Consider the following 20,946-nt stretch of genomic DNA (forward strand, 5'->3'; position numbering starts at 1 on the left):
CGCTGAGAGAATCCGGAGAGCGTCTCACCGCAGCGCGGGCGGTACCAACCGGGCCGGAAGCAGCCGCAGCACCCACACCACAACCGCCATCGTGGGAGGCGCCCAGACCACCACACGCCGCCCACGCAACGCGCGAGCCACCCTCCGACCGACCTGCTCCGGCGTCGTCGCCAACGGCGGTCGGGGTAGATCCGCTGTCATTCGCGTCCGCACGAATCCCGGTCGCACCACCAGCACCCGCACACCGTCCCGGGCGGCCTGTGGAGCGAGCAGCACGGCGGTCGAGTCCGCGAGTTGCTTGCCCAGCGAGTACGCCGCGATCGCGCTCCGCGGACGAGCCGCCGCAGCCGACGAGATCAAGACGAGCTGCGCCGTCCCCGACAGCCGTCGTACGAGCGCACGCAGCAAGAGCGACACCGCCAGGCCGTTCACGATCAGTCCGTCGGTGAACGACCTCTCCTGCATGGTGCCCACAGCAACGACCGCCAGATCCACCGGGAACTCCGCAGACAGGTGCGTCAGCAACCCGTCGATCTCCTCGGCATGCAGCGTCGCGTCGTACTGGGCCGTGGTGACGTAGTACCCGACGTCGCGGAGCGCTTCGGCGTTCTTCCAGAGCTCCTCGCTCGGCCGCCCGGCCAGTACGACACGACGCGGCGGCGGCCCGAGCAGCTCCTTCAGCACCGCGAAGCCGATCTCCGACGACCCACCGACCAGCAATGCCGTACCGCTCATGACAGCAACTCCAGCCGCTGCGCCAACGCCGACGTGAGCCGCCCGTCGGGATCGAGCCGGCGCTGCGTCCGGCGCCAGGTCTCCAGCCGCGGATACATCGCCGGAATCAGCGCAGGATCGGTCACCACGTCCTTCGCCAGGTAGACCCGTCCGCCCGCTCCCGCGACCAGGTCCCCGACCGAACGCAACATCGTGCCGTCCCCCAACCGACGAGCCGGCAGATCCACGGCCATCGTCCATCCAGGGATCGGGAACGACAGCGGACCTGCGGTCCCGTAGCCCAGGTTCTTCACCGTCGTCAGAGCCGGCGTCGTCCGCCGCTCGACCAGCAGCCTCAGGACCTGCCCGAGCACGTCGGACGCCTCGACCGGTACGGCGAACTGATACTGCACCAGCCCGGCCCGCCCGAACGCCGCCGGCCACGACCCGGCCCGATCCAAGGGACACAATGCCGTTGTCAGCGGCAACAACTGCCGCTCCTTGGCCGGGGACAGCTTCCAGCGGGCCGACGATGCTGCAGCGATCGCCGGCCGGACCATCACCCCCGGTCCCGGCAGCGACCGGATCGACCGCCGTACCGAACCACCTCGCTGCTCAGGAAAGGGCGGCACCGCCCGCGGCAGATCGCGGTACCGGGCCGGCCTGCACTCGTCCACCACCCCACGCCCCGCCTGATGTGCATCCAACCAGGCCACGACATGCAGCTCCGGATCGAGCTCCTGCTCGGCCGCCAGCTCTCGCAGTACGCCGAGCGTCTCCTTCAACGACCCGGTCCTCCGCCGGCGCCGGGAAGCCCAACCAGTGTCGACCTGCTGCAACTGGATCGCGGCCTGCAGGATCACCCCGGTCAGCCCCATCCCGCCGATCGTCCCCCAGAACCCATCCGAGTCCTGTCCCGCCGACAACCGGTGAATACTCCCGTCCGACCGCAGCAGCGACATCCACAGCACGTGCTGACCGAACGACCCAGCCCCGGGATGATTCTTGCCGTGCACATCGCTCGCGATCGCCCCACCCACCGTGATGTGCGCGGTCCCGGGCAGTACCGGCAGCACCCAACCGAGCGGCAGCGTCTGGGCCAGTACGGCGTTCAGCGTCGCGCCCGCCTCGACGACGAGGATCCCCTTCCCCTGATCGAACGAGAGGATGCGGTTGTGCGCGGTCATGTCGAGCACGGTCCCGTGCTCCGGCAGAGCGGCGTCTCCGTAACTCTTCCCCGCTCCACGGACCGTCAGCCGAGACGTCGCCTGCACGAGCCCGACCAGGTCGTTGTCCGACGAAGGTCGCCGTACGACGGCCTTCCGGTGCGCTGTGCGTCCCCAACCCGAGAGCGCGACCAGGCCCTCGTCAGGATTCATGCGGCACGCCGTTGCCGAAGGATCTCCAGCCCGACCGGGATCAGGGAAACGACGACGATGACCGCGATGATCGGCAGCAGGTACTGATCGATTCCCGGAATCTGCGAGCCGAGCAGGTGCCCGGCTAATACGAGCGCGATCGTCCAGACCAGCCCGCCGGCCACCTGCCACCGGGTGAACAGCCCCGCGTCGACGCGCAGTGCGCCTGCGAGCGGGTTCATCACCGTCCGAACGCCAGGGATGAAGCGCGCCAGCACGACGGCCCGGCCGACGCCGTACGACTGCAGGTGATGACGCGCACGCTCGGCGGCTAACGCCAGCCGTGGTCGGTCGGCTCTGTTCACCAGGGACGGTCCCAACCGGCGGCCGATCAGGTACCCCACCTGTGCGCCCGCCAAAGCGCCGACCGCGGCGAAGACCAGGGTCAGCGGCAACGACAACCGGATCCCCGTTGTCGTCAGCAGCCCGGCGGTGAACAGCAGCGAGTCACCCGGCAGGAAGAACCCGATCAGCAGACCGGTCTCGGCGAACATCACCAGCAGCACCGCCCACGGTCCCAGCTGGGACAACAGGCTGTGCGGGTCGAGCAGATTCATCGGTCCAACTCCACGATCGTCGGGACTTCCATCAACTGTGACGCTAGGAACTCGTCGCTGAGAGCAGGCTGAGTGAGCCGCCGGTACGTCTGGACGTGCTCGTCCAGTACGGCGGTCCAGGTCATCCGCGGGTCGGTCGAGCTGTTGTGTTCCTGAATCGCGCGCAGCCGAGCCTGATCGCTCAGCAGCTCGGCGGTGACCGTCGCCATCGCGCGATCGTCCGCGACGAGAAACCCCTCAAGCCCCGGCCGGACGAACTCGCCGACTCCGCCGGAGGCCATCGCGACGACAGCAAGTCCGGCACACCGCGCCTCCAGCGCGGCCACCCCGAACGACTCGAGCCGCGCCGGCGCCAGGTAGACGTCAGCGGTCGCGTAGAGCTGCTGGATCTCGTACCGGGTCAGCCGGCCGGGGAGTTCTACCCACTCCATCCCGCCGCGGCGCGCGGCCCGCGTCACGGCCGTTGCCTGCGGGCCGGTTCCGACAACGACAGCTCGGACCGGTACGTCGACCGGAACCTGCTGACGGATGTCGCGGAGGATCCGGAGCAACGCCATCGGCCGTTTGCGATGGGCGAAACGCAGGGTGCTGACAACCGTCAGCGGATGCTCACGACGTACAGGCCGTCGCCAGGGCTCGGGATCGATACCATTGTGCAGAATCTGGATCGTCCGGCGCGGCAGCGCACAACGTAGCTCGTCTGCCACTACCTCGCTGACCGCGGTCCACTGGACCGTTCCGAACCCGTGGTCCAGGCGGGCAAGCATCCACGGGACGACCAGTCCGCCCGAAGCAGGAAGCGAGTGCATCGTGATCACCGCCGGTACGCCGTACCGAGAGGACAGGCGGGTCGCGCGCCAGGCCAGTGGCGAGAACAGCGACGAATGGGCATGCACGACATCGAAGTCCCGCAGTCGCCGGGCGAGTTCGTCGGTTGCCGCCGGCAACCCTGCGAGCCGGACCACCGGTACGTCACCGCCGGCCGCCGGAGTGTCGGTCAGAGTGAACACCGTGACCGCGTGCCCCGCCGCCTTCAGCCCGACCGCGAGATCGTGCACGTGCATCTCGATCCCACCCAGGCGCGGTAGGTAGACGTCGCTGACGAGTCCGATCCTCATGCCGCCACCGCCCGCCGACGATCGTGCACCATCCACAGTGCGAGGGTGACTCCACCGACCGGGATCTCCAGCAGGTAGGTGAAGCCGCGGTACAGCAGCATCCCGGCAGCGATCGCGGCCGGATCCCCGCCGAGCGCAACCAGCGCCGCCGTCGTACCGACCTCGACGACCCCGGCGCCACCGGGCGTGACCGGGATCAAGGTCAACAGACGCTCGACGGCCAGACCGGTGATCAGCACCGGAAGGCTCAGCGACGTACCGAGGACGGAGTAGCACAACCAGAGCAGCCCGAGCTGCAGCACCAAATACGCCGCCATCCCCAGCGTCATCGGTCGCCAGCCACCGCGGACGATCCGCAGAATCGACTCCCGCAGGCGAGGTATCGATTCGGTCGGCTTCGCCTTCAGACGGACCAGCCGGGCCAAGCGCTCCAGCGCCCGCCCGCTGCGCTCGGCAGCGCCTGGGCTCGCCAGGAACCACACCACGGCGCCGAGCGCTGCCAGAACGGGAACCGTCAGGAGCGTGGTCTGCCCCAGCGGTAGCGCGGAAGCGGTGTGGGCCAATGGCACCAAGGCCAGCGCCAGCGCGACGACCCCGAGTTTGGCGAGGACATTGAGCAGCGTCGTCACCGCGATGAAGCCCGCGAAAGCGCCGGAGGTGAAACCCCAGCGCCGAGCCATCGCGAAGTTGAGCCCGGTCCCTGCGGCGCCCCCGAACGGGAGCACGTTCGCGACCGCACTCCCGGTCAGACTGAGCGTCAGCCCGCGGCGTTTCGTCAAGCCCGGCAGCGAAGCCGCGAGCACGAACGAGTGCGCCCAGAGCCCCGCGATCCAGACCACCGTGAGCGCGATCAGCCCAGGGAACGACACCCTGCCGAGGATCGTACCAACCGTCGACCACGACGTGCCGACCGCTCGCGGCAGCAGCGCGAGCAAAGCGACGATCGCCACACCGGTCAGCACGGAGGCGACCACGCGTCGGGACCTGCCAGCTGTCTTCATACGGCTCATCGTGGAAAAGAGCCGCTGAGAAGCCCCTGAGAGCAACTCGAACGCCGGCCACTCAGGTGCGATGCTCGCCGTATGGCGTTCACCCTGGTGTCGTTCCACGCCCACCCCGACGACGAGGCCCTGCTGATGGGCGGCACCCTCGCCCGTCTCGCGGCAGAGGGCCACCGCGTCGTACTGGCCGTGGCAACCGACGGCGAAGCCGGCGCGGCCTCAGCCTCCTACCGCGCGGCCCTGGCAGACCACCGCCGGGCCGAGCTCGACCGCTCCGCCGAAGCCCTCGGCTGCGCCCGAGTCGTCCGCTTCTCCCTCCCGGACTCAGGCTGGAGCCGCACCGAGCGGCCCTCGCCCAGCGCCTTCAGCCAACTACCAGTCGCCGACGCCGCCGCCCCACTGATCAACCTCCTCCGCGAGGAACAGGCCGACGCCCTCACGATCTACGACCCAGCCGGCGGCTACGGCCACCCCGACCATCGCCAGATCCACACCGCAGGCCTGTACGCCGCCCGCCAGGCCGGCACCCGCCTGGTGCTGGAGGCAACCATCGACCGAGCCCTGATCCGCCGCCTGATCCGCCTCGTCGAGGCAGTCCCCGGCGTCCTCCCTGACGTCCGCGCCGAGGACTACGACAACGCCTACTCCCCCACCGCAGCCATCACCCACCGACTCGACGTCCGCCAGTACGCCGACGCCAAACGCCGCTCCTTCGAAGCCCACGCCAGCCAAGCCACCTCCGACGAGGGCGCGCGCACCCTCGCTCTGCTCCTGAAACTCCCACCCTGGCTCTTCCGCCGCGCCCTCGGCCGAGAATGGTTCGTGGAACGCGGCCGCGTCCCCGGCCTACCGCTGGACGACCTCTTCGCGACCCTTCGTCACCCTCGCTGACAGTCCCGACTCCCCGTCAGGAGCGCACTCAGCGGATTCTCAGCGGTCGGCGGCCAGACTGTTGGGTATGCGGGTACTGATGGTGGAGGACGAGGTTCGGCTGGCCGAGACGGTTCGGCGGGGGCTGACCGACGCCGGGTTCGTGGTCGAGCTGGTGCACAACGGCGAGGACGCCGTGTGGGCCGCTACCGAGCACAGCTACGACGTGATCGTGCTCGACATCATGTTGCCGAAGCTGAACGGGTACAAGGTGCTCGAGCAGCTGCGCGAGCGTGGGGTCTGGACACCGGTGCTGATGCTGACCGCCAAGGACGGCGAGTACGACCAGACCGACGCGTTCGATCTCGGGGCCGACGACTATCTGACCAAGCCGTTCAGCTTTCTCGTGCTGGTGGCTCGGTTGCGGGCACTCATCCGGCGTGGTGGGCCGGAGCGGCCCGTGGTGCTGGTGGCCGGCGACCTGACGCTTGATCCGGCTCGGCGCCGGGTCGAGCGCGGCGGGCAGGAGATCGTGCTGACCCCGCGCGAGTACGGCTTGCTCGAGTTCCTGATGCGGCACCGCGGCGACACCGTCAGCAAGATGGAGATCCTCGAGAGCGTCTGGGACCCGGCCTTCGATGGCGATCCGAACGTCGTCGAGGTCTACATCCGCTACCTGCGACTCAAACTCGACGCCCCGTTCGGCCGGCACGCGATCGAGACCGTGCGCGGGATGGGGTACCGGCTCGACAGCGAAGGCGGATGAGCTCATGGCGCCAACCGACCTGCTCTCGCGCCCCACGATCAGCCGGTACGCCGTACCGGTGGCAGGCGCGCTGGTCGCTTTCGCCGGCACGCTGAGCGCGATCGCCCTCGGCGACAGCGCGACGGAGGCCGACGGCCTCGCCGCGTTCGATCCGGAGCTCACCGCCGACGCCATCGCCTCGCGAACCGCTCCCCTGACCGCGATCGCCCGCGCCCTCACTTTCACCGGGAGCACTCCGGTCCTGGTTGTTCTCACGCTGCTGGCAGCGGCTCTACTGCTTCGCACGACCCGCTCATGGCGAGCGCCTGGCCTCCTGCTCCTGGCCATGGCGGGCTCCTCCGCGCTCAGTTCCGGCCTAAAGCTCGTTGTCGGTCGTCACCGTCCCAGTGCCGCCGACGTGATTGGCACCCCCGCCTCGACCTTCGCCTTTCCGTCCGGTCACACCCTCAACTCGACAGTCTTCTTCTGCCTGCTGGCCGGCCTGGTCTGGCTCGGTCTTCGATCGACGTCAGCGAAGCTCACAGTCGCCGCGGCGGCTGTGCTCCTGAGCGTCGGGATCGGGCTGAGCCGGATCTACCTCGGTTACCACTGGGCGACCGACGTCCTCGCCGGCTGGACGATCGCAGTCACCTGGCTGGCGATCGTGGTCAGCGTTGCTCACTGGTTGCGCTGGTTGCCGAGGACAACGGCAGCCTGACCACGAAGCTTGCGCCACCCAGCGCCGAATCGGCTACCTCCACCGTTCCGCCATGACCTCTGACCACCTCGCGCACGATCGACAGCCCGAGTCCCGAACCACCGCTGCTCCGGTCGCGACTGGCGTCGAGCCGGACAAACCGCTCGAACACCCGCTCCCGCTCGGCCTCGGGGACCCCGTCCCCGTCATCCTCGACCTGCACCGTCGCCGTACCGTCGACCTCCGCCAGCGTGATCCGCACCTTGCCACGCGCGGCCTGAGCGGCGTTGTCGGCCAGGTTGCGGATCACCTGGCTCAGCTTCGCGGCGTCGCCGGAGACCCGTACGGGCGGTACGACGCCCTCGACCTCGACGCCGCCCGCAGAGCGCAACCGCCGCAACTCACTGCCGACAAGGTCATCCAGATCCACGTCGGAGCGATTCAACCTAAGACCGCTGTCATCCGCCTTGGCGAGCAGCAAAAGATCCTCGACCAGGCGCCGTATCCGCTCGGTCTCGGCCTCCATCACCGCGTGCAGCTCCGGCGCCGCACGACCAGTATTGTCAGCGGCAACCACCTCCAGCGCCGCCATCAGGCTGGCAATCGGCGACCGCAACTCGTGACTCGCGTCCGCCACGAACCGTCGCTGGGTCTCCTGGCCCGACTGCAGCCGGTCCAGCATCTGGTTCATCGTGACCGCAAGCCGCGCGATCTCGTCCCCCGTCGCCGGCACGGGCACCCGCTCGTCCAACTGACCCACCCCGATCCCGTGAACCCGCGCCCGGATCTGCTCGACCGGCCGAAGCGCCCGTCCGACCAGCACCCAGGTAGCCGCTCCCACCAGCACGATCAGCAGCGGGAACCCGACCAGCAGGTACACCGCCACCGTCTTGACCGTCTCCCGCTGCGTCTCCACCGAGGAGGCAACGATCACCGTGTACCGGGTTGCGCCGAAGTCGGTGCCCCGGGCAATGATCATGTACGGGTCGTCGTCGTCCAGCAACGGCATCCGGCCGACATCGTCCCTCTGCGACTGCCCCACCGGCGGCCGGAGATCCGTCAGCGGCGGACCGTTCGCCTGCAACGACGAACTGGCCACCACCTTGCCGGATCCGTCGACGACCTGGATCAACTGGCTCGGCCGGGTGTTCTCCACCAACTCCCGCGCCAGCCCGATCTCCCCTTCCTCCTGCACCTGGCTCGCGATGTCGAACGCCCGCGATCCCGCCTGGTCGGCCACGCTCGTGATCAGCGCCCGCTGCAGCAGGAGAAGCAGTACGGCCGCACCAACGGCCAGGGCGACGGCGACAACTCCCATCGCCGCCGCAGTCGACCGTCCACGAACGCCGGAACGCCGCAGCCCCTCGATCACCCGACCAGCCACCAAGCCTCCCTCGCTCCAACATAACTGCAGAGGCCCGCGTTCGACCGCCTACTCGGTCCCGACGGGCGATCGGTCCGGTCATGCGCTGACCATAGGTCCGTCCTCCTGAGTCAACGCTGAGGACCCGCTGCTTCGGCCCGGGTGCTGAAACAGCCTCGAGACAGATGGGTCTCAGCGGATCCTCAGGTTGGGGCGATTACGTTGCTCGGCATGGTCAGGGTTGCTGTTTGCGAGGACGACCCCGCATTGCGACAGGTGCTGCGTCGGATTCTCGAAGGCGACGGACACTCGGTCGTGGCCACGGCGACAGCGACGGCGCTGCTGTCGCGGCTCGACCTGAGACCTCAGGTCGTGATCCTCGACATCGGTCTGCCGGACGCTGACGGGCGGGACGTGTGTCTGGCGCTGCGTGCCCGGGGCGTCGATGCCCCGGTCCTGATGCTCTCCGCGCTCGGCGGGATGCACCACAAGGTCAGCGGCTTCGAGGCCGGTGCGGACGACTACCTGGCCAAACCGTTCGACGTTCCGGAGCTGCTGGTGCGGATCCGGGCACTGCTGCGCCGCACTACGATCGACGCCGCCGTCGACACAGTGGTGCTCGACCCGGCCAGCCACGAGATCCGGTGCGGTGCCGACGGCGCCGCCCTTACCCCCACTGAGTTCCGCCTGCTCGGGCGGCTCATCTCAGTCCCCGGCGAGGTCGTTCGACGCCACGCACTGGTCGCCGCCGGCTGGCCGCACGGCGCCTACGTCAGCGAAAACACGCTGGACTCCTACTTGCGGCGCATTCGGGTCAAGCTCGACCACTTAGGCATCGCCGACCGCGTCGCGACCGTCCGCGGAGTCGGCTACCGATGGGACTGAGCGGACTGCGCGGGCGGATCGTCTCGCTCGCGGTCCTCACCGCAACTCTTGCCGTTGCCGTCCTCGTCGTCCTCGGTCACGTCCTCGCAGCCCGTGCCACCGACACTGACGCCCGAACACTGGCCCGTACCAGGGCCGACGCCGTCGCGGCGACCGTCGAGGTGCGCGGCGGACAGGTCCGAATCGTCGAGGGCGCGGGCGACGCCTTCGATGCGGTCGCCTGGGTCTATTCCAACGGCCGCCTGATCGATGGAGTTCGGCACCCAGTCCTCGCCGGCACGGTCGACCGACTCGGCGCATCCGAGCGGAACGAGTTCGCGACGACCACCGGGAACCTCCTGTACGCCCAGCCTCTGTCGGTCCGGGGGAACCGGCTGACAGTGGTCGTCGAGGTAGACCTCGCGCCGTACGAGGCCGCCGAGCAGCACGGCCTGACGATGTCCCTGATCCTCGCTGCGCTGGCCGTCGTGCTCTCGGGTGCTGTCGCCTACCTCGGCGTGAGCCGGGCTCTTCGACTGGTGCGGCGAATGTCCGCGCTGGCCGACGAGTGGAGCGATCACGACCCCGGCCGCCGCTTCAGGCTGGGCCCGCCGCGCGACGAGCTGGGCGAACTGGCCCAGACCTTCGACCGGCTCCTCGACCGGGTGTCCGACACCCTCGCCGACGAGCGGCGACTGACCGATGAGATCGCCCACGAGCTGCGTACGCCGATCTCGGTGCTTCGCGGCGAGGCGCAACTGGCCCAGCTTGGCAAGGCCGCGGTCGATCCTCAGCTCGTTCTCACCGAGACTGACCGACTCGGCACGGCGGTGAGCGCGATACTCGACGCCGCCCGGTTGCGTCACCGTCGGCATTCGGCCTGCCAGCTCGGTCCGGCGTTGCGGCAGGCCACCAGAGGCCGCGGGATCGACGTCGCGGCAGCGGAAGACCTCCGGGTAGGCGTCCCGGCCGAGATCGTCGTGGCACTGCTCACGCCGCTGCTCGACAACGCCGCCCGGCACGCGCGAACGACCGTCTCGCTCCAGGTCGAAGGGCTCGCGGGCGACGTCCTGATTCACGTTCTCGACGACGGACCGGGATTCGGCCCACAGGACCTCGATCGGGTCTTCGAGCCCGGGCACACCGGCACGGATGGCCACGGATTGGGCCTGGCCGTCGTCCGCCGGATCGCGAACGCGACCGGAGCCGGCGTCCGAGCCGTTGCCGAAGGCATCGGGCACGTCGAGGTCAGCCTGCCGCGGGCCTGACCTGGGCGTAGTCAGGTTGCGTGCAGGTTCGCTGCGCGAGTGTGGCGGCATGACTACAGAATCTGCATCGCGGACCGGGACGTCCCGGGCCTTTCTCAACAAAGTGCCCGAGGTCACCGCCTGGTTCTGGCTGATCAAGATCCTCTGCACGACGGTGGGTGAGAGTTTCGCCGACTGGATCAACCTTCAGCTCGGCGTCGGGCTGGTCGCCACCGCCGTGATCTTCACCGTCGTCTTCGCGCTGGTCCTCACCTGGCAGCTGACCAGGTCCCGGTACGAGCCTGCGGCGTACTGGCTGACGGTCGTGGTCGTCAGTGTGACCGGCACCCTCTACACCGACATCCTCACCGACCAGGCCGGCGTACCGCTGTGGATCAGCACGTCCGTGTTCGGCGTCGCCCTCGCGGTCGTGTTCGGTATCTGGTGGCGCCGGGAACGCACCCTGTCGATCCACAGCATCGTCACGCTGCCACGGGAGGCCTTCTACTGGCTGGCGGTTCTGGTCACGTTCGCGCTCGGTACGGCGGCCGGTGACTGGACTCTCGAGCTGACCGGCTGGAGCCCCGGCGTTTCCGTGCTGCTCCCACTGGCGCTAATCGCGATCATCACCGCCTGCTGGCGGGCCGGCGCCAATCCCGTGCTGGCCTTCTGGCTCGCCTACATTCTCACGCGCCCGCTCGGCGCCAATCTCGGCGACTGGCTCGCGGCCCCGCAGGTGCCGGACCAGGGCCTGGGTCTGGGCACCCTGGTCACCAGCATCATCTTCCTGGCCGCCATTCTCGCAACTGTCGTCTACCTCACCCTGACCAAGACCGATGTCATCGAGGATCACCGCGGCCTCGACCGCACTGCCAGGTACCACCGCCCGGGCCGTGAATGGCCGCTGGTCGGCGTGATGGCGGCCTCCGCCGTCGCGGCCGGCGTACTGCTGAGCTGGGCGTCGGCACAACCGCACGCGAACGTGGCAGCCGAGAAGGAAGGCCCGAATCCCGGCGCCAACGTCAAGCTGAGCCCGGCCGAGGCGGTCGCGCACTTTCCCGCGACGGACGTGGCCCGCTACCGAACCCTTGTCCGCGCCATGCAGGCGGATCTCACCAAGAACGACCAGGGCGCGCTCAACGGCGCGGTCGATGACTACGAGAAGGCCTGGGACGACGACCAGTCCAAGCTCGAGCCGCTCGATGAGAAGGCCTGGTCGTTCATCGACAACCAGAACGACGCGCTGTTCACCTCGGTCCGGGACTCCAAGGACCCGGAGACCGAGAAGCAGGCGGTCGACGCACTGCTGAAAACGCTGGGCTGAGCACAGCAGGTCACCGTGTTCTCCGGGTGCTGCTCGGGATCAGGTCGCGGTGATCGCGCCGACCGCCAGCAAGACGACCAGCACGGTCCCGAGCAGCACCCGGTACACGGCGAACACCTCGATCGAGTGCTTGGCAACGAACCGCAGGAGCCACGCCACCGATGCGTACGCGACCACGAAGCTCACCACCGTCCCGACGACCAGCGGGGCGACGCCGATACTTCCGTGCAGGGCGTCCTTCAACTCGTAAAGGCCGGCACCGACCAGGGCCGGGATGCCGAGCAGAAACGCGATCCGCGTGGCCGCGACGCGGTCCAGGCCACGAAGAAGCCCGGCCGAGATGGTCGCACCCGAGCGCGAGACTCCAGGAATCAGCGCCAGACACTGCACCAGGCCCATCACGACCGCGTCCGCCATCGTGATCCGGGTCAGCGGACGAGCCTTCGTACTGATCCGCTCGGCCAGGACCATGACGGCCGACCACGCGATCAACGCACCCGCCACCCACCACAGGCTGCGCAACGGCCCGGAGATCATGCCCTTGGCAACGAACCCGACGATCCCGATCGGCAACGAACCGACGACGACGTACCAGCCCATCCGGAAGTCGAACTCGGTTCGCCGTTCGCGGTGCGCGAGCCCGCTGAACCACCCGCCCAGGATCCGCCGGATATCACCGCGGAAGAACAGCACGACGGCCGCGATCGCCCCGATCTGGATGACAGCCGTGTACCCGGTCACCGACGGGTCGTCGATCCGCAGCCCGAGCAGCTTCGCCGCGATGGCCAGATGGCCCGTGCTCGACACGGGCAGGAACTCCGTCAGGCCCTCGACTGTGCCCAGAACGATCGAGTCCCAGATGTTCATGCCTCACCGCTTCTCTTCGTGCTGACAGTACGACGTGAAGGAAGCTACTGAGAGCTCGCTGAGCAGCGGCTGAGAGAGATCGGCCGGATCACCGGTCGCGGTCGGGCGGCGGATCGAGCCGGTATCCGTGGCCGCGCAGGGTCGACAGAACGGGTATGCACGCAGTCCCGCTCCGCTCGGCCGCCAGTTGCAGCCGTCGGCGGAGCGCGGCCATCGTGACGTCCAGCGTTTTGGTCGATCCGAACCAGTTCTCGTCCCACACCTGGGCCATCAGATCCTCCCGGGACACCGCCGAGCCGGCGTTCAGGACCAGGGCCTCCAGCAGTTCGTACTCCTTGGGCCGCAACAGCACCTCGGTGCCCGCGAGGCTGCAGCGACGAGCCGCGGGGTCCACCGTCAGGTCGGCGACCGTGACCGGGAGCCCTGGTCCCGACGGCGCCCTACGGCGCAGGTGAGCCCGCAGCCTGGCGAGCAGCACGGTCAGGCTGAACGGCTTGACCAGATAGTCGTCCGCGCCGGCGTCCAGGCCGGAAACGATGTCGATCTCGTCCCCGCGGGCAGTCAGCATGATCAGCAGTACGTCGGGGAGGTCCGAGCGCAGCCGGCGGGCGAGGTCGACGCCGTCCACGTCGGGCAGGCCGAGGTCCAGGAGGACGACCTCGGCCTGCTCGCGGCGCGCTCCGGCCAGACCGGAGTACCCGGTGCGGAACCAGGCCGACCGGTAGCCGTTGCCCCGCAGGGCCCGGTCGAGCAACCGCCCGATCGTCTCGTCGTCCTCGATGACAACGGCCGCGGCCGGGTCCGTCCTGGATCTCACGAGGCGAAGCTAGCCCGCCGATCCTGAGTGGACGCTGAGCCTCGTCAGAGCTCGCGCAGCTCCTCGACGGGCGGCCTGCTCGAACCACGTGCGCTGGTCAACGCACCGCCGAGGATCGCGAGCACGGCGACTCCCACCGTCACAGCCAGATAGGTCCAAGGCACGGCGATCACCGACGGAGGCGGGTCGAAGACGCCGGTCAGGACCTTCACGAGCATCCTGGTCAACGCCCAAGCGATCAGCGCTCCCCCCGCGAGTCCGCCGATCGTTACGACGATCGCCTCACTCATCACCAGCCCGCGCAGCTGCCTGCGCCCGGCACCGAGTACGGCGGCGATCGCGAACGCGCGCCGGCGCTCCGCCAGACCGAGGGCCAGCACGAGACCACCGGCACCGGCCGCGATCAGCACCGCGAAAGCCAGCTCGAACTTCGTCAGTCCTGCCAGGTCGACCGACGTCAGGCTCGAGCCGATCTGCGACCTGCTCTGGGTCAGGTCGGTGATCTTGGCCGACGCCCCCAGCTGCTGCCGCAGCGAGGCCGCAACGCCTTGCTGCCCCTTCCCGCCGGTGTCCACGAGGAACGCACCGACCGCATTGCTTCCGGTCGCTTTGGCGACATAGTCCCCGTTCGCCACGAAGAAGCTGTCGTGCGGAGCGGTCGGGAACTCCTTGACGATTCCCGCGTAGTGGAACGGCACCTCCCGGAACGCTCTCGTCCGACTGTCCTGCAGCCGCAAGCGCAACAGGTCGCCGGGGGTGAGCTGGAAGTCCTTCACCGTCTCGTCGCTGACCAGGATCGAGTCCGGCTGCCGGGCGAGCGTGTCCATCAGTTGGCGGGCAGTTCCACCGACGAAGTACGCGTCCTGCAACGCAGTTGCGGCCGCGATGGACGCCGGCCGTACGCCGTACAGGTCCTGCAGATCCGAGCCGACGTACGCGAACCTGTGCTGGACCGGCTCGACCTTGCGGACGCCGGGTGTCGCGGCGAGTCGGTCCGCTCCGTCGGGTCCGACAATCACGCCGGGCGACTCGGTGACGGTGACGTCCGCGCCGTTGGTCAGCAGCGCGTCGACCTCGGCCTGCTGCTTGTACGTCGCGTTGAAGGTCGCCGTGGAGACCGCGAACGAGACGGCGAGCCCAAGCAGCACCACCGACCTGATCAGCGGGCGGCGTTGCCGCGACATGCTCGCCGCAGTGGTCGTCGCGAGTGTGCCGGTCAACGGGCGAACCAGCCTGACCAGTGGCCGCCGCCCGCGGCTCAGGGCGACCGAGGTGACGCGCCACAACAGCATGGCGCCTCCGATCCAGAGCAGCGCCGGACCGAAGAAGGCCCAGTAGGACACCGAGATGGTGGGAACACCCTCAGGCGCCAGCACGAGCGAGTAGTTGTTGTTGCTCGAGGCCCGGAACACCAGCAGGGAGACCGCCAGCAGGACGAAGTCCAGACCGAGCCGCATCCACAGCGGGGACCGGACCCGTCCGACGTACTGCCTCGTCTCAGTGATCGTCGCTGTGCGCAGGTCGCGGACCGCGGGGACGAGGACCGTCGCGGTAGCGATGACAAGGCCGGCGACGAAAGCGACGGCGAACCACAGCCAGGTCGCCCGGCCGCTGGATCCGAACGAAGCCGTCCCGAACGCCGCGCGACCCACGGCTGCGGCGATCAGCAGTCCGAGAACTCCACCACCGATCCCGACGAGGCCGGCTTCTGTGGACGCCAAGCGCGTGACCTGACGTCCCGTCAGTCCGCGCACCCTCAGCAGAGCCTGCTCCCGCCTGCGTCGATCGCTCGCCGAACCGGCGAGCGCAGCCGTCAGCAGCGCCGCCAGCACCGCGCCGGGAACGCCGAGGAACAGGAACAGGATCTGCGCGTACGACGCATCGCTGCGCGCCGCGTCCAGCGCCGCGCCGAGGTTGTTGCCGACCAGTCCGGCACCGGCGAGTGCGGCCTCCAGGTTGTGAGCCGCACCGACCACCGCCGTGTAGGCACCGGCAGGGTCGGCGGGCAGCGCGGCGGTCCGCCGTACGTGAATCTGAGTGGTGACGGCTGCGGGATCGCTCGCCGAGACCGGACCGTAGAGACTGTCGAAAAGCTGCCTGGGGAGCAGGAGAACGTTGTCCGGTGGCGCTGACGGCTGCGACTGCGGAGGAGCACCGACCTTCTGGAACAACGAGTCGGCTTGCGGCAGGTCCACGATACCGGCCACCTTCACCACGGCCGGCCGCGACCCCGGACGACCGACCGAGATCGAGTCACCCGGAGCAGCGTGCAGGTTCGCCGCCGTCTGTTGCGCGAGCAGGACACCGTCCGAGGCACCGGACAGCGTACGAATCTCACCTGGGAACGACGAGCGGTAGCCGGTCGGCAGACCGAGCACGACGCCCGGTCCGCTGGTTTGGGTCGATCCCCCGGCGGCGGCCTCGAACCCGGTCGCACGCCCGAAGCCGACCACCTCGGCAGCGCCGACACCCGGCGCCGAACGCGTCTGGTCGAGAACAGCCGCAGAGTCGCCGCCTGCCTGAACCTCGATCTGCCAGTCGATCGCAACCGACGCCGCTGCGCGGGTCGTCATCGTCGCCCGGGACGCAGTCAGGAACGCTCCCAGTGCGGCGATCAGCGCGACCGAGGCAGACACTCCGACTGCCGTGGCCAGCAGTCGGCCTCCGCGATGGCGAAGCAGACCGCGCACCCAGAGCGCGATCATGCCGCACCACCCGGCACCGGGACGAGCAACCGGCCATCGCGCATCTGCCATTGCTCGGCGAGCCGATCGGCGACGACAGGGTCGTGGGTACTCACGACCAGCGCCGCGCCCAGTTCGTCCGCCGCGTGAATCAAGACGTCGATGACCCGACTCCCGTTCACCTCGTCCAGCTGCCCCGTCGGTTCGTCGGCGAGCAGCAACCGTGGCCTCAGAGTCAGTGCCCTGGCCACGGCGACTCGCTGTGCCTGGCCGCCGGAGAGCGTCTCGGGCAGCTGGTTCACCAATCCTGGAACACCGACGGCTGTGAGTGCCACCAGCGCTCGCTCGGTCGCGTCGGCTTCGTCGGTTCCGGTGAGGACCGCGGCCATCGCCGTGTTCTCCAGTACGTCGAGCGCCGGTAGGAGGCTCGGCCCTTGGAAGACCACCGCGATGTCCCGCCGTCGGTCTGCCGGAGTCTGGCCGAGTTCGGGCCAGGTCACCGCGCCGCTCGTCGGCGTCTCGAGCCCAGCCAGCAGGTGCAGCAACGTCGACTTGCCGGAGCCCGACGTACCGGTGATCGCGATTCGGGCACCGGCCGCGACCTCGCAGTTGCAGCCGTGGACGGCGACGACCGCGTGACTTCCCTGCCCGAAGGTCCTCGCGACCTCGGAGCACCGCGCCACACTCATGCCACAATCCTTCCGTCGTGCATCCGGATCACTCGGTCGGCGATCCGCGTCACCGCCGGACTGTGGGTGACCAGCAAGACCCCCTGGCCGAAGACCGTCCTGGCGCGGAGAAGCTCCAGGACGATCTGCTCGGTCGCACCGTCCAGCTCCCCGGTCGGCTCGTCTGCGAGGAGTACGTCGGGATCGTTGCTCAGAGCCACTGCCAGGCCGGCCCGAGCCAGCTCGCCGCCGGACAGTTCCGAGGCCGTCGCGCGAGCCCGGTGCAACAGACCGACGTGCTCCAGCAACTCGTCGGGAGCCTGCGCGGCCCGACGGCGAGCCGCGGCCTGAGCCAGCCGGATGTTGTCGCGCAGGCTCAGGTGCGCCAGCAGATTGCCGGACTGGAGGAGGATGCCGAGCCGCCTGCTGCGGATCCGCGCCCGGCGGCGCTCGGTTCGATGGCTGATCTGCTCGCCGCCGACCGTGACCACCCCGCCGGCCGGTTCGTCGAGACCGGCCAGACAGCTGAGCAGAGTCGACTTCCCCGACCCCGAAGGGCCGGCGATTGCGACGGTCTCGCCCCGGCTGATTTCGAGGCTCACCCCGCGCAGCGCGAGGGTCTCCTCGTCGCCCGCGCGGAAGAAGCGGTAGAGATCCCTGCACCACAGCGCGTTCTCGGCGGTCACTGCCACCTCACCGAGTCCGAGACGATCTTCCAGGGGTCAACGTTGTCGGCGTTGGTCGGACCCGAGAGCGTCAGCAGGATCTGCCGGCCGTCCTGGTGGAAGAGGTACAGCTCGAACGCGTCCCGTACGACCTTGCCGGTCACGGGGTCGGGGCTGGAGTCGCCCTGGTAGGTGACGAGTACAACCGGCCCCGCCGCTCGGGAGATGTCGCTGACCTTCCCCATCGCGAACTTCGGGACCTGCCGCTGCAACTGCGGCACCAGACGGTTGCCGATGGTCTGTGAGGTCAGGGGCGCCGAGGTGGTCTCGGCCAGGACCTGGATGCGGTTCAGTTTGTCGCTGAACGACGTCGTTGCCCCCGCCGTACTGCGGGCCCAGCCCTCGGGCACTTTCACCGAGAAGCCACCAGCGGGTGGCTGGAATGTCACGAACGCCTGGTTGTCCGGGATGTCGCCGGGTGGGTTCGACTCGGTGGCCGCGGGACTGGGTTGCTGCTCGGTGCTCGGTGGTGAGGTCGGTGACGTGGCAGGCGTACCGCTGGGGGCTGTGGCGGAGCTCGACCGGGACGAGCTCGTCGACGAACCACCACCTCCGCACGCCGCGGCGGTCAGCGCCACTACGACGAGGGGCACGGCCCATAGGCGCCGAGGTTTCATGGTCACTCTCCTGGGTCGTGGGTCTGGATGTCCACGACGCTAGGAAGGCGTCGGTTAGCGACGTGCCCGGTGCTGGTTAGAGGACGGCAAAAGTTTCTACCGGTCGCCGCGATCCCGGGTGATGATGGGCGCATGAGACGGCGCGTCGGCAAGGTCGCCCTGACGGCCGTGGTCGTCTCTCTGGTCCTGCTGGCAGTGCCGTTCGCTGTCGGGATCCGGATCGCCTTCTTCAGCGAGGAATCGACCGAGCTGGAACGCGCGGCGCTGGCCGCAGCGGTCCAGGTCGGACCCGACGTCACCGCGGGCGACCCGGTCGAACTGCCCGCTGCCCTGACCGACCTGAGGATCGCGGTGTACGACGGGTCCTCCGTGCTTCGCGCGGGAGCAGGACCGGCGGGGATGGACCGGATCACCAGGTCGGCCCTGACCGGCAAGGTGGTCCAAGGCCGGGACGGCGGCGAGCTCGTGGTCGCCGTTCCGGTCGTCAGCGCCGAGCAGATCATCGGCGTGGTCCGTGCGGCCTCGCCGGTGACGGCCGTCTGGACACGCGTCCTGCTGGCCTGGCTCGCGGTCGCCGGTTTGGCGGTGGTCGCTTTGCTCGTCGGCCTCGCGGTCGCGATCCGCCAGTCTCGACGACTGAGCGAACCGCTCGAATCGCTGGCCGCCGTCGCGGGATCGGTCAGCGGCGGCGACCTGACTGCCCGCGCTCGCACTAGCGGCATCGCCGAGATCGACGCCGCCGTCTCCGCCCAGAACGCCATGGTCACCCGGCTGACCGCCGTACTGGAGCACGAGCGGCACTTCGGCGCGGACGCCTCGCACCAGCTGCGCAATCCGCTGGCCGGCCTCCGCCTCGCTCTGGAGACGGCGCTCGACGACGACACGGCCGACCCCCGCGAGTCGTTGCGAGAAGCACTGAAACGGGCGGACGAGCTGCAACTCACGGTGGAACAAGTGCTCGCGCTGGCCCGGCTGACTCCTCAGCCGGCTTCGGTCGAGCAGTACGGAACAATCGAGGAACTCACCGACGCTGCGCGTGCCCGATGGCACGGCCTCTTGGCCGCCGACGGGCGGCGGATCGACGTGCAGATCGCGGAGACCGTGGCCCGCTTCGCGGTTCCACTCAACGCCGCGCAACAGGTCGTCGACGTCCTCGTGGACAACGCCAGGGCTCACGGTCGCGGCACGATCAGAATCACCGCCCGCGACGCGCTGGGTGCGATGGCGATCGAGGTCGCCGACGAAGGACGCATCACGAGTGGTGAGACCGAGCTGTTCCGCCGGGGTGTCAGTGGACGAGCAGGCACAGGAATCGGTCTGGGCCTGGCTCGGGACCTCGCCGAGTCACACGACGGCCGGCTCAGCCTCGTCGCGACCGACCCAACCACCTTCGGCCTCCTCCTACCGGACCGGCGTCGTACCGTGGTATGACTCTCAGCTGCTCCACAGGTGGAGGTCACTACAGTCCCCAGCATGGCCACGATCGCTGTCCGCGGGGATAACCATCCATTGTCGCGAACTCTGCTCACCCCGGGCAGGGCGAGTGGCTGGACCCGCCGACTGATGGTCGTTGGATTCGCCCTGGCGACAACAATCACTCTGGCGAGCTGTGCCCTAGGACCAAAGAAGCATCCGGAGTCCGGTCAGAATGAAGCGACTCCGCAGGCCTCCGCCTGCACGGTGTCCGCGCTGCTGGTGCCGTCGTGCGGCGTCTGGTTCGGTGCCGCGGCGAACCCGCTGGCCGGCGAGACGTGGGACGAGGCCCTGCCGGCCTTCGAGAGCGTGCTCGGCCGGACAGTGGACATCGCGCACTACTACAACGCGAGCCCGAAGCTGTTCCCGACCGCCGACATGATCGGCCGGGCCCGCGAACCCGGGAAGAAGCGGTTGCTGCTGCTGAACTGGAAGCCCGAGATGGGCCGCACTTGGGCGCAGGTGGCCGCGGGCGACCCGGAGGTGGACGCCGCGGTCGACGCCCAGGCCGACTACCTGCGGACGACGTTCCCGGAGAAGTTCTTCCTGACCATCCACCACGAGCCCGAGGAAGAGGTCAGGCCGGCCGCCGGATCCGGCTTCACCGCCAAGGACTACGCCGCGATGTACCGCCGGATCGCCCTGCGGCTGAAGGCGAAAGGCGCCACCAACGCGATTCTGGTGATGACGTACCGCGGTACGCCGTACTGGGGTGTGCAGCCGTGGTTCGAGCAGTTGTACCCGGGCGACGACGTGGTCGACTGGATCGCCGAGGACCCGTACCTGTTCGGCAAGGACCCCGAGTTCTCCGGCGGGATGGCACAGGCCGTGAACCGCACCCAGAAGGCGTACCCGAAGTGGCCCGGCTTCTACACCTGGGCGACCACCAAGCACCCCGGCAAGCCGATCATGCTGGCCGAGTGGGGCGTGAGTGACAACCTCGGTGAGGTGAAGCGCAGGGCGGTGTTCTCGACGATGCCCGGCCAGCTCGCGGCGTTCCCGCAGGTGAAGGCGCTGGTCTACTGGAACGAGACGGACTTCGACGACATCGGCGCCACCCAGCTGAAGCCGGGCGACCCCGCGGTCGACGCGCTCAAGACGGCGCTCAAGTCCCCTCGGCTCAAGCCGCCCGCCGTACCGAAATGACCTCCGAGAAGAGATCGCAGGCAGTGCTGGC

At 69.0% G+C, this 20,946-nt stretch carries 20 protein-coding genes; 8 read left to right on the forward strand and 12 right to left on the reverse strand.

All coding sequences use genetic code 11. The features are described from left to right. Positions 1-24: 24 nt before the first annotated feature. From ACLQ2O_RS18045 to ACLQ2O_RS18065, 5 genes are read right to left on the reverse strand one after another with little or no spacing between them, the layout of a single operon-like run. Positions 25-735, reverse strand: coding sequence for an SDR family NAD(P)-dependent oxidoreductase (locus tag ACLQ2O_RS18045; RefSeq protein ID WP_425832727.1), 711 nt, complete (start codon positions 733-735; stop codon positions 25-27). Then, positions 732-2,093: an FAD-binding protein gene (locus ACLQ2O_RS18050; RefSeq protein WP_425832729.1), complete on the reverse strand. Its 1,362-nt coding sequence runs from the start codon at positions 2,091-2,093 to the stop codon at positions 732-734. Before ACLQ2O_RS18050 ends, ACLQ2O_RS18045 begins: the two co-directional genes overlap by 4 nt. Further along, positions 2,090-2,689 (reverse strand): DedA family protein, encoded by a 600-nt coding sequence (locus tag ACLQ2O_RS18055; protein ID WP_425832731.1) that lies wholly within the window; start codon positions 2,687-2,689, stop codon positions 2,090-2,092. Before ACLQ2O_RS18055 ends, ACLQ2O_RS18050 begins: the two co-directional genes overlap by 4 nt. Continuing rightward, entirely contained in the window at positions 2,686-3,807 is a 1,122-nt protein-coding gene (locus ACLQ2O_RS18060; protein WP_425832733.1) for a glycosyltransferase family 4 protein, read from the reverse strand. Before ACLQ2O_RS18060 ends, ACLQ2O_RS18055 begins: the two co-directional genes overlap by 4 nt. Next, a complete protein-coding gene (locus ACLQ2O_RS18065; RefSeq protein ID WP_425832735.1) occupies positions 3,804-4,808 on the reverse strand; it encodes a lysylphosphatidylglycerol synthase transmembrane domain-containing protein in 1,005 nt (334 codons plus the stop codon). Before ACLQ2O_RS18065 ends, ACLQ2O_RS18060 begins: the two co-directional genes overlap by 4 nt. An 81-nt stretch (positions 4,809-4,889) precedes the next feature. Between ACLQ2O_RS18065 and ACLQ2O_RS18070 the strand changes: the two genes are divergently transcribed. The 3 genes from ACLQ2O_RS18070 to ACLQ2O_RS18080 all read left to right on the forward strand — a co-directional run bounded on the left by ACLQ2O_RS18070 (position 4,890) and on the right by ACLQ2O_RS18080 (position 7,141). Next, positions 4,890-5,699: a PIG-L deacetylase family protein gene (locus ACLQ2O_RS18070; protein ID WP_425832737.1), complete on the forward strand. Its 810-nt coding sequence runs from the start codon at positions 4,890-4,892 to the stop codon at positions 5,697-5,699. Positions 5,700-5,766: 67 nt separating this feature from the next. Then, complete coding sequence (locus tag ACLQ2O_RS18075; protein ID WP_425832740.1) at positions 5,767-6,444, forward strand: response regulator transcription factor; 678 nt, start codon at positions 5,767-5,769, stop codon at positions 6,442-6,444. A 4-nt stretch (positions 6,445-6,448) separates the two neighbouring features. Further along, on the forward strand, positions 6,449-7,141 hold the full coding sequence (locus ACLQ2O_RS18080; protein WP_425832742.1) for a phosphatase PAP2 family protein: 693 nt from the start codon (positions 6,449-6,451) through the stop codon (positions 7,139-7,141). Here ACLQ2O_RS18080 and ACLQ2O_RS18085 read toward each other — a convergent pair. After that, on the reverse strand, positions 7,092-8,504 hold the full coding sequence (locus tag ACLQ2O_RS18085; protein WP_425832744.1) for an ATP-binding protein: 1,413 nt from the start codon (positions 8,502-8,504) through the stop codon (positions 7,092-7,094). The two genes, ACLQ2O_RS18080 and ACLQ2O_RS18085, sit on opposite strands and share 50 nt — an antisense overlap. Positions 8,505-8,714: 210 nt before the next feature. Between ACLQ2O_RS18085 and ACLQ2O_RS18090 the strand changes: the two genes are divergently transcribed. The 3 genes from ACLQ2O_RS18090 to ACLQ2O_RS18100 are packed head-to-tail and all read left to right on the forward strand — an operon-like array spanning position 8,715 to position 11,918. After that, complete coding sequence (locus ACLQ2O_RS18090) at positions 8,715-9,368, forward strand: response regulator transcription factor (protein ID WP_425832746.1); 654 nt, start codon at positions 8,715-8,717, stop codon at positions 9,366-9,368. Then, positions 9,359-10,615 carry a sensor histidine kinase gene (locus ACLQ2O_RS18095; protein ID WP_425832748.1) on the forward strand — a complete coding sequence of 419 codons (1,257 nt, stop codon included), beginning with the start codon at positions 9,359-9,361 and terminating at the stop codon, positions 10,613-10,615. The genes ACLQ2O_RS18090 and ACLQ2O_RS18095 overlap by 10 nt, the downstream gene beginning before the upstream one ends. Before the next feature lie 49 nt (positions 10,616-10,664). After that, the gene (locus ACLQ2O_RS18100) at positions 10,665-11,918 is read left to right on the forward strand and encodes a hypothetical protein (RefSeq protein ID WP_425832750.1); all 1,254 of its coding nucleotides are present in this window, start codon (positions 10,665-10,667) and stop codon (positions 11,916-11,918) included. A 39-nt stretch (positions 11,919-11,957) separates the two neighbouring features. Here ACLQ2O_RS18100 and ACLQ2O_RS18105 read toward each other — a convergent pair whose 3' ends face one another. The 6 genes from ACLQ2O_RS18105 to ACLQ2O_RS18130 all read right to left on the reverse strand — a co-directional run bounded on the left by ACLQ2O_RS18105 (position 11,958) and on the right by ACLQ2O_RS18130 (position 18,296). Continuing rightward, positions 11,958-12,785 (reverse strand): undecaprenyl-diphosphate phosphatase, encoded by an 828-nt coding sequence (locus ACLQ2O_RS18105; protein WP_425832752.1) that lies wholly within the window; start codon positions 12,783-12,785, stop codon positions 11,958-11,960. An 88-nt stretch (positions 12,786-12,873) separates the two neighbouring features. Beyond that, on the reverse strand, positions 12,874-13,602 hold the full coding sequence (locus ACLQ2O_RS18110) for a response regulator transcription factor (protein WP_425832754.1): 729 nt from the start codon (positions 13,600-13,602) through the stop codon (positions 12,874-12,876). Between the two features lie 44 nt (positions 13,603-13,646). Then, on the reverse strand, positions 13,647-16,307 hold the full coding sequence (locus ACLQ2O_RS18115; protein ID WP_425832756.1) for an ABC transporter permease: 2,661 nt from the start codon (positions 16,305-16,307) through the stop codon (positions 13,647-13,649). Continuing rightward, positions 16,304-16,975 carry an ABC transporter ATP-binding protein gene (locus tag ACLQ2O_RS18120; RefSeq protein WP_425832758.1) on the reverse strand — a complete coding sequence of 224 codons (672 nt, stop codon included), beginning with the start codon at positions 16,973-16,975 and terminating at the stop codon, positions 16,304-16,306. Before ACLQ2O_RS18120 ends, ACLQ2O_RS18115 begins: the two co-directional genes overlap by 4 nt. Continuing rightward, positions 16,972-17,646: an ABC transporter ATP-binding protein gene (locus tag ACLQ2O_RS18125; protein WP_425832760.1), complete on the reverse strand. Its 675-nt coding sequence runs from the start codon at positions 17,644-17,646 to the stop codon at positions 16,972-16,974. The genes ACLQ2O_RS18120 and ACLQ2O_RS18125 overlap by 4 nt, the downstream gene beginning before the upstream one ends. Then, positions 17,637-18,296 carry a hypothetical protein gene (locus ACLQ2O_RS18130; RefSeq protein WP_425832762.1) on the reverse strand — a complete coding sequence of 220 codons (660 nt, stop codon included), beginning with the start codon at positions 18,294-18,296 and terminating at the stop codon, positions 17,637-17,639. Before ACLQ2O_RS18130 ends, ACLQ2O_RS18125 begins: the two co-directional genes overlap by 10 nt. A 132-nt stretch (positions 18,297-18,428) precedes the next feature. On the opposite strand from ACLQ2O_RS18130, the gene ACLQ2O_RS18135 reads away from it, so the two are divergent. Both ACLQ2O_RS18135 and ACLQ2O_RS18140 read left to right on the forward strand, forming a co-directional pair. After that, positions 18,429-19,727, forward strand: a complete 1,299-nt coding sequence (locus tag ACLQ2O_RS18135) for a sensor histidine kinase (protein WP_425832764.1) — start codon at positions 18,429-18,431, stop codon at positions 19,725-19,727. Between the two features lie 249 nt (positions 19,728-19,976). Continuing rightward, entirely contained in the window at positions 19,977-20,915 is a 939-nt protein-coding gene (locus tag ACLQ2O_RS18140; RefSeq protein ID WP_425832766.1) for a hypothetical protein, read from the forward strand. Positions 20,916-20,946: the final 31 nt, after the last annotated feature.

The organism is Kribbella sp. DT2 (genome assembly GCF_049844575.1).
Lineage (GTDB): Bacteria > Actinomycetota > Actinomycetes > Propionibacteriales > Kribbellaceae > Kribbella.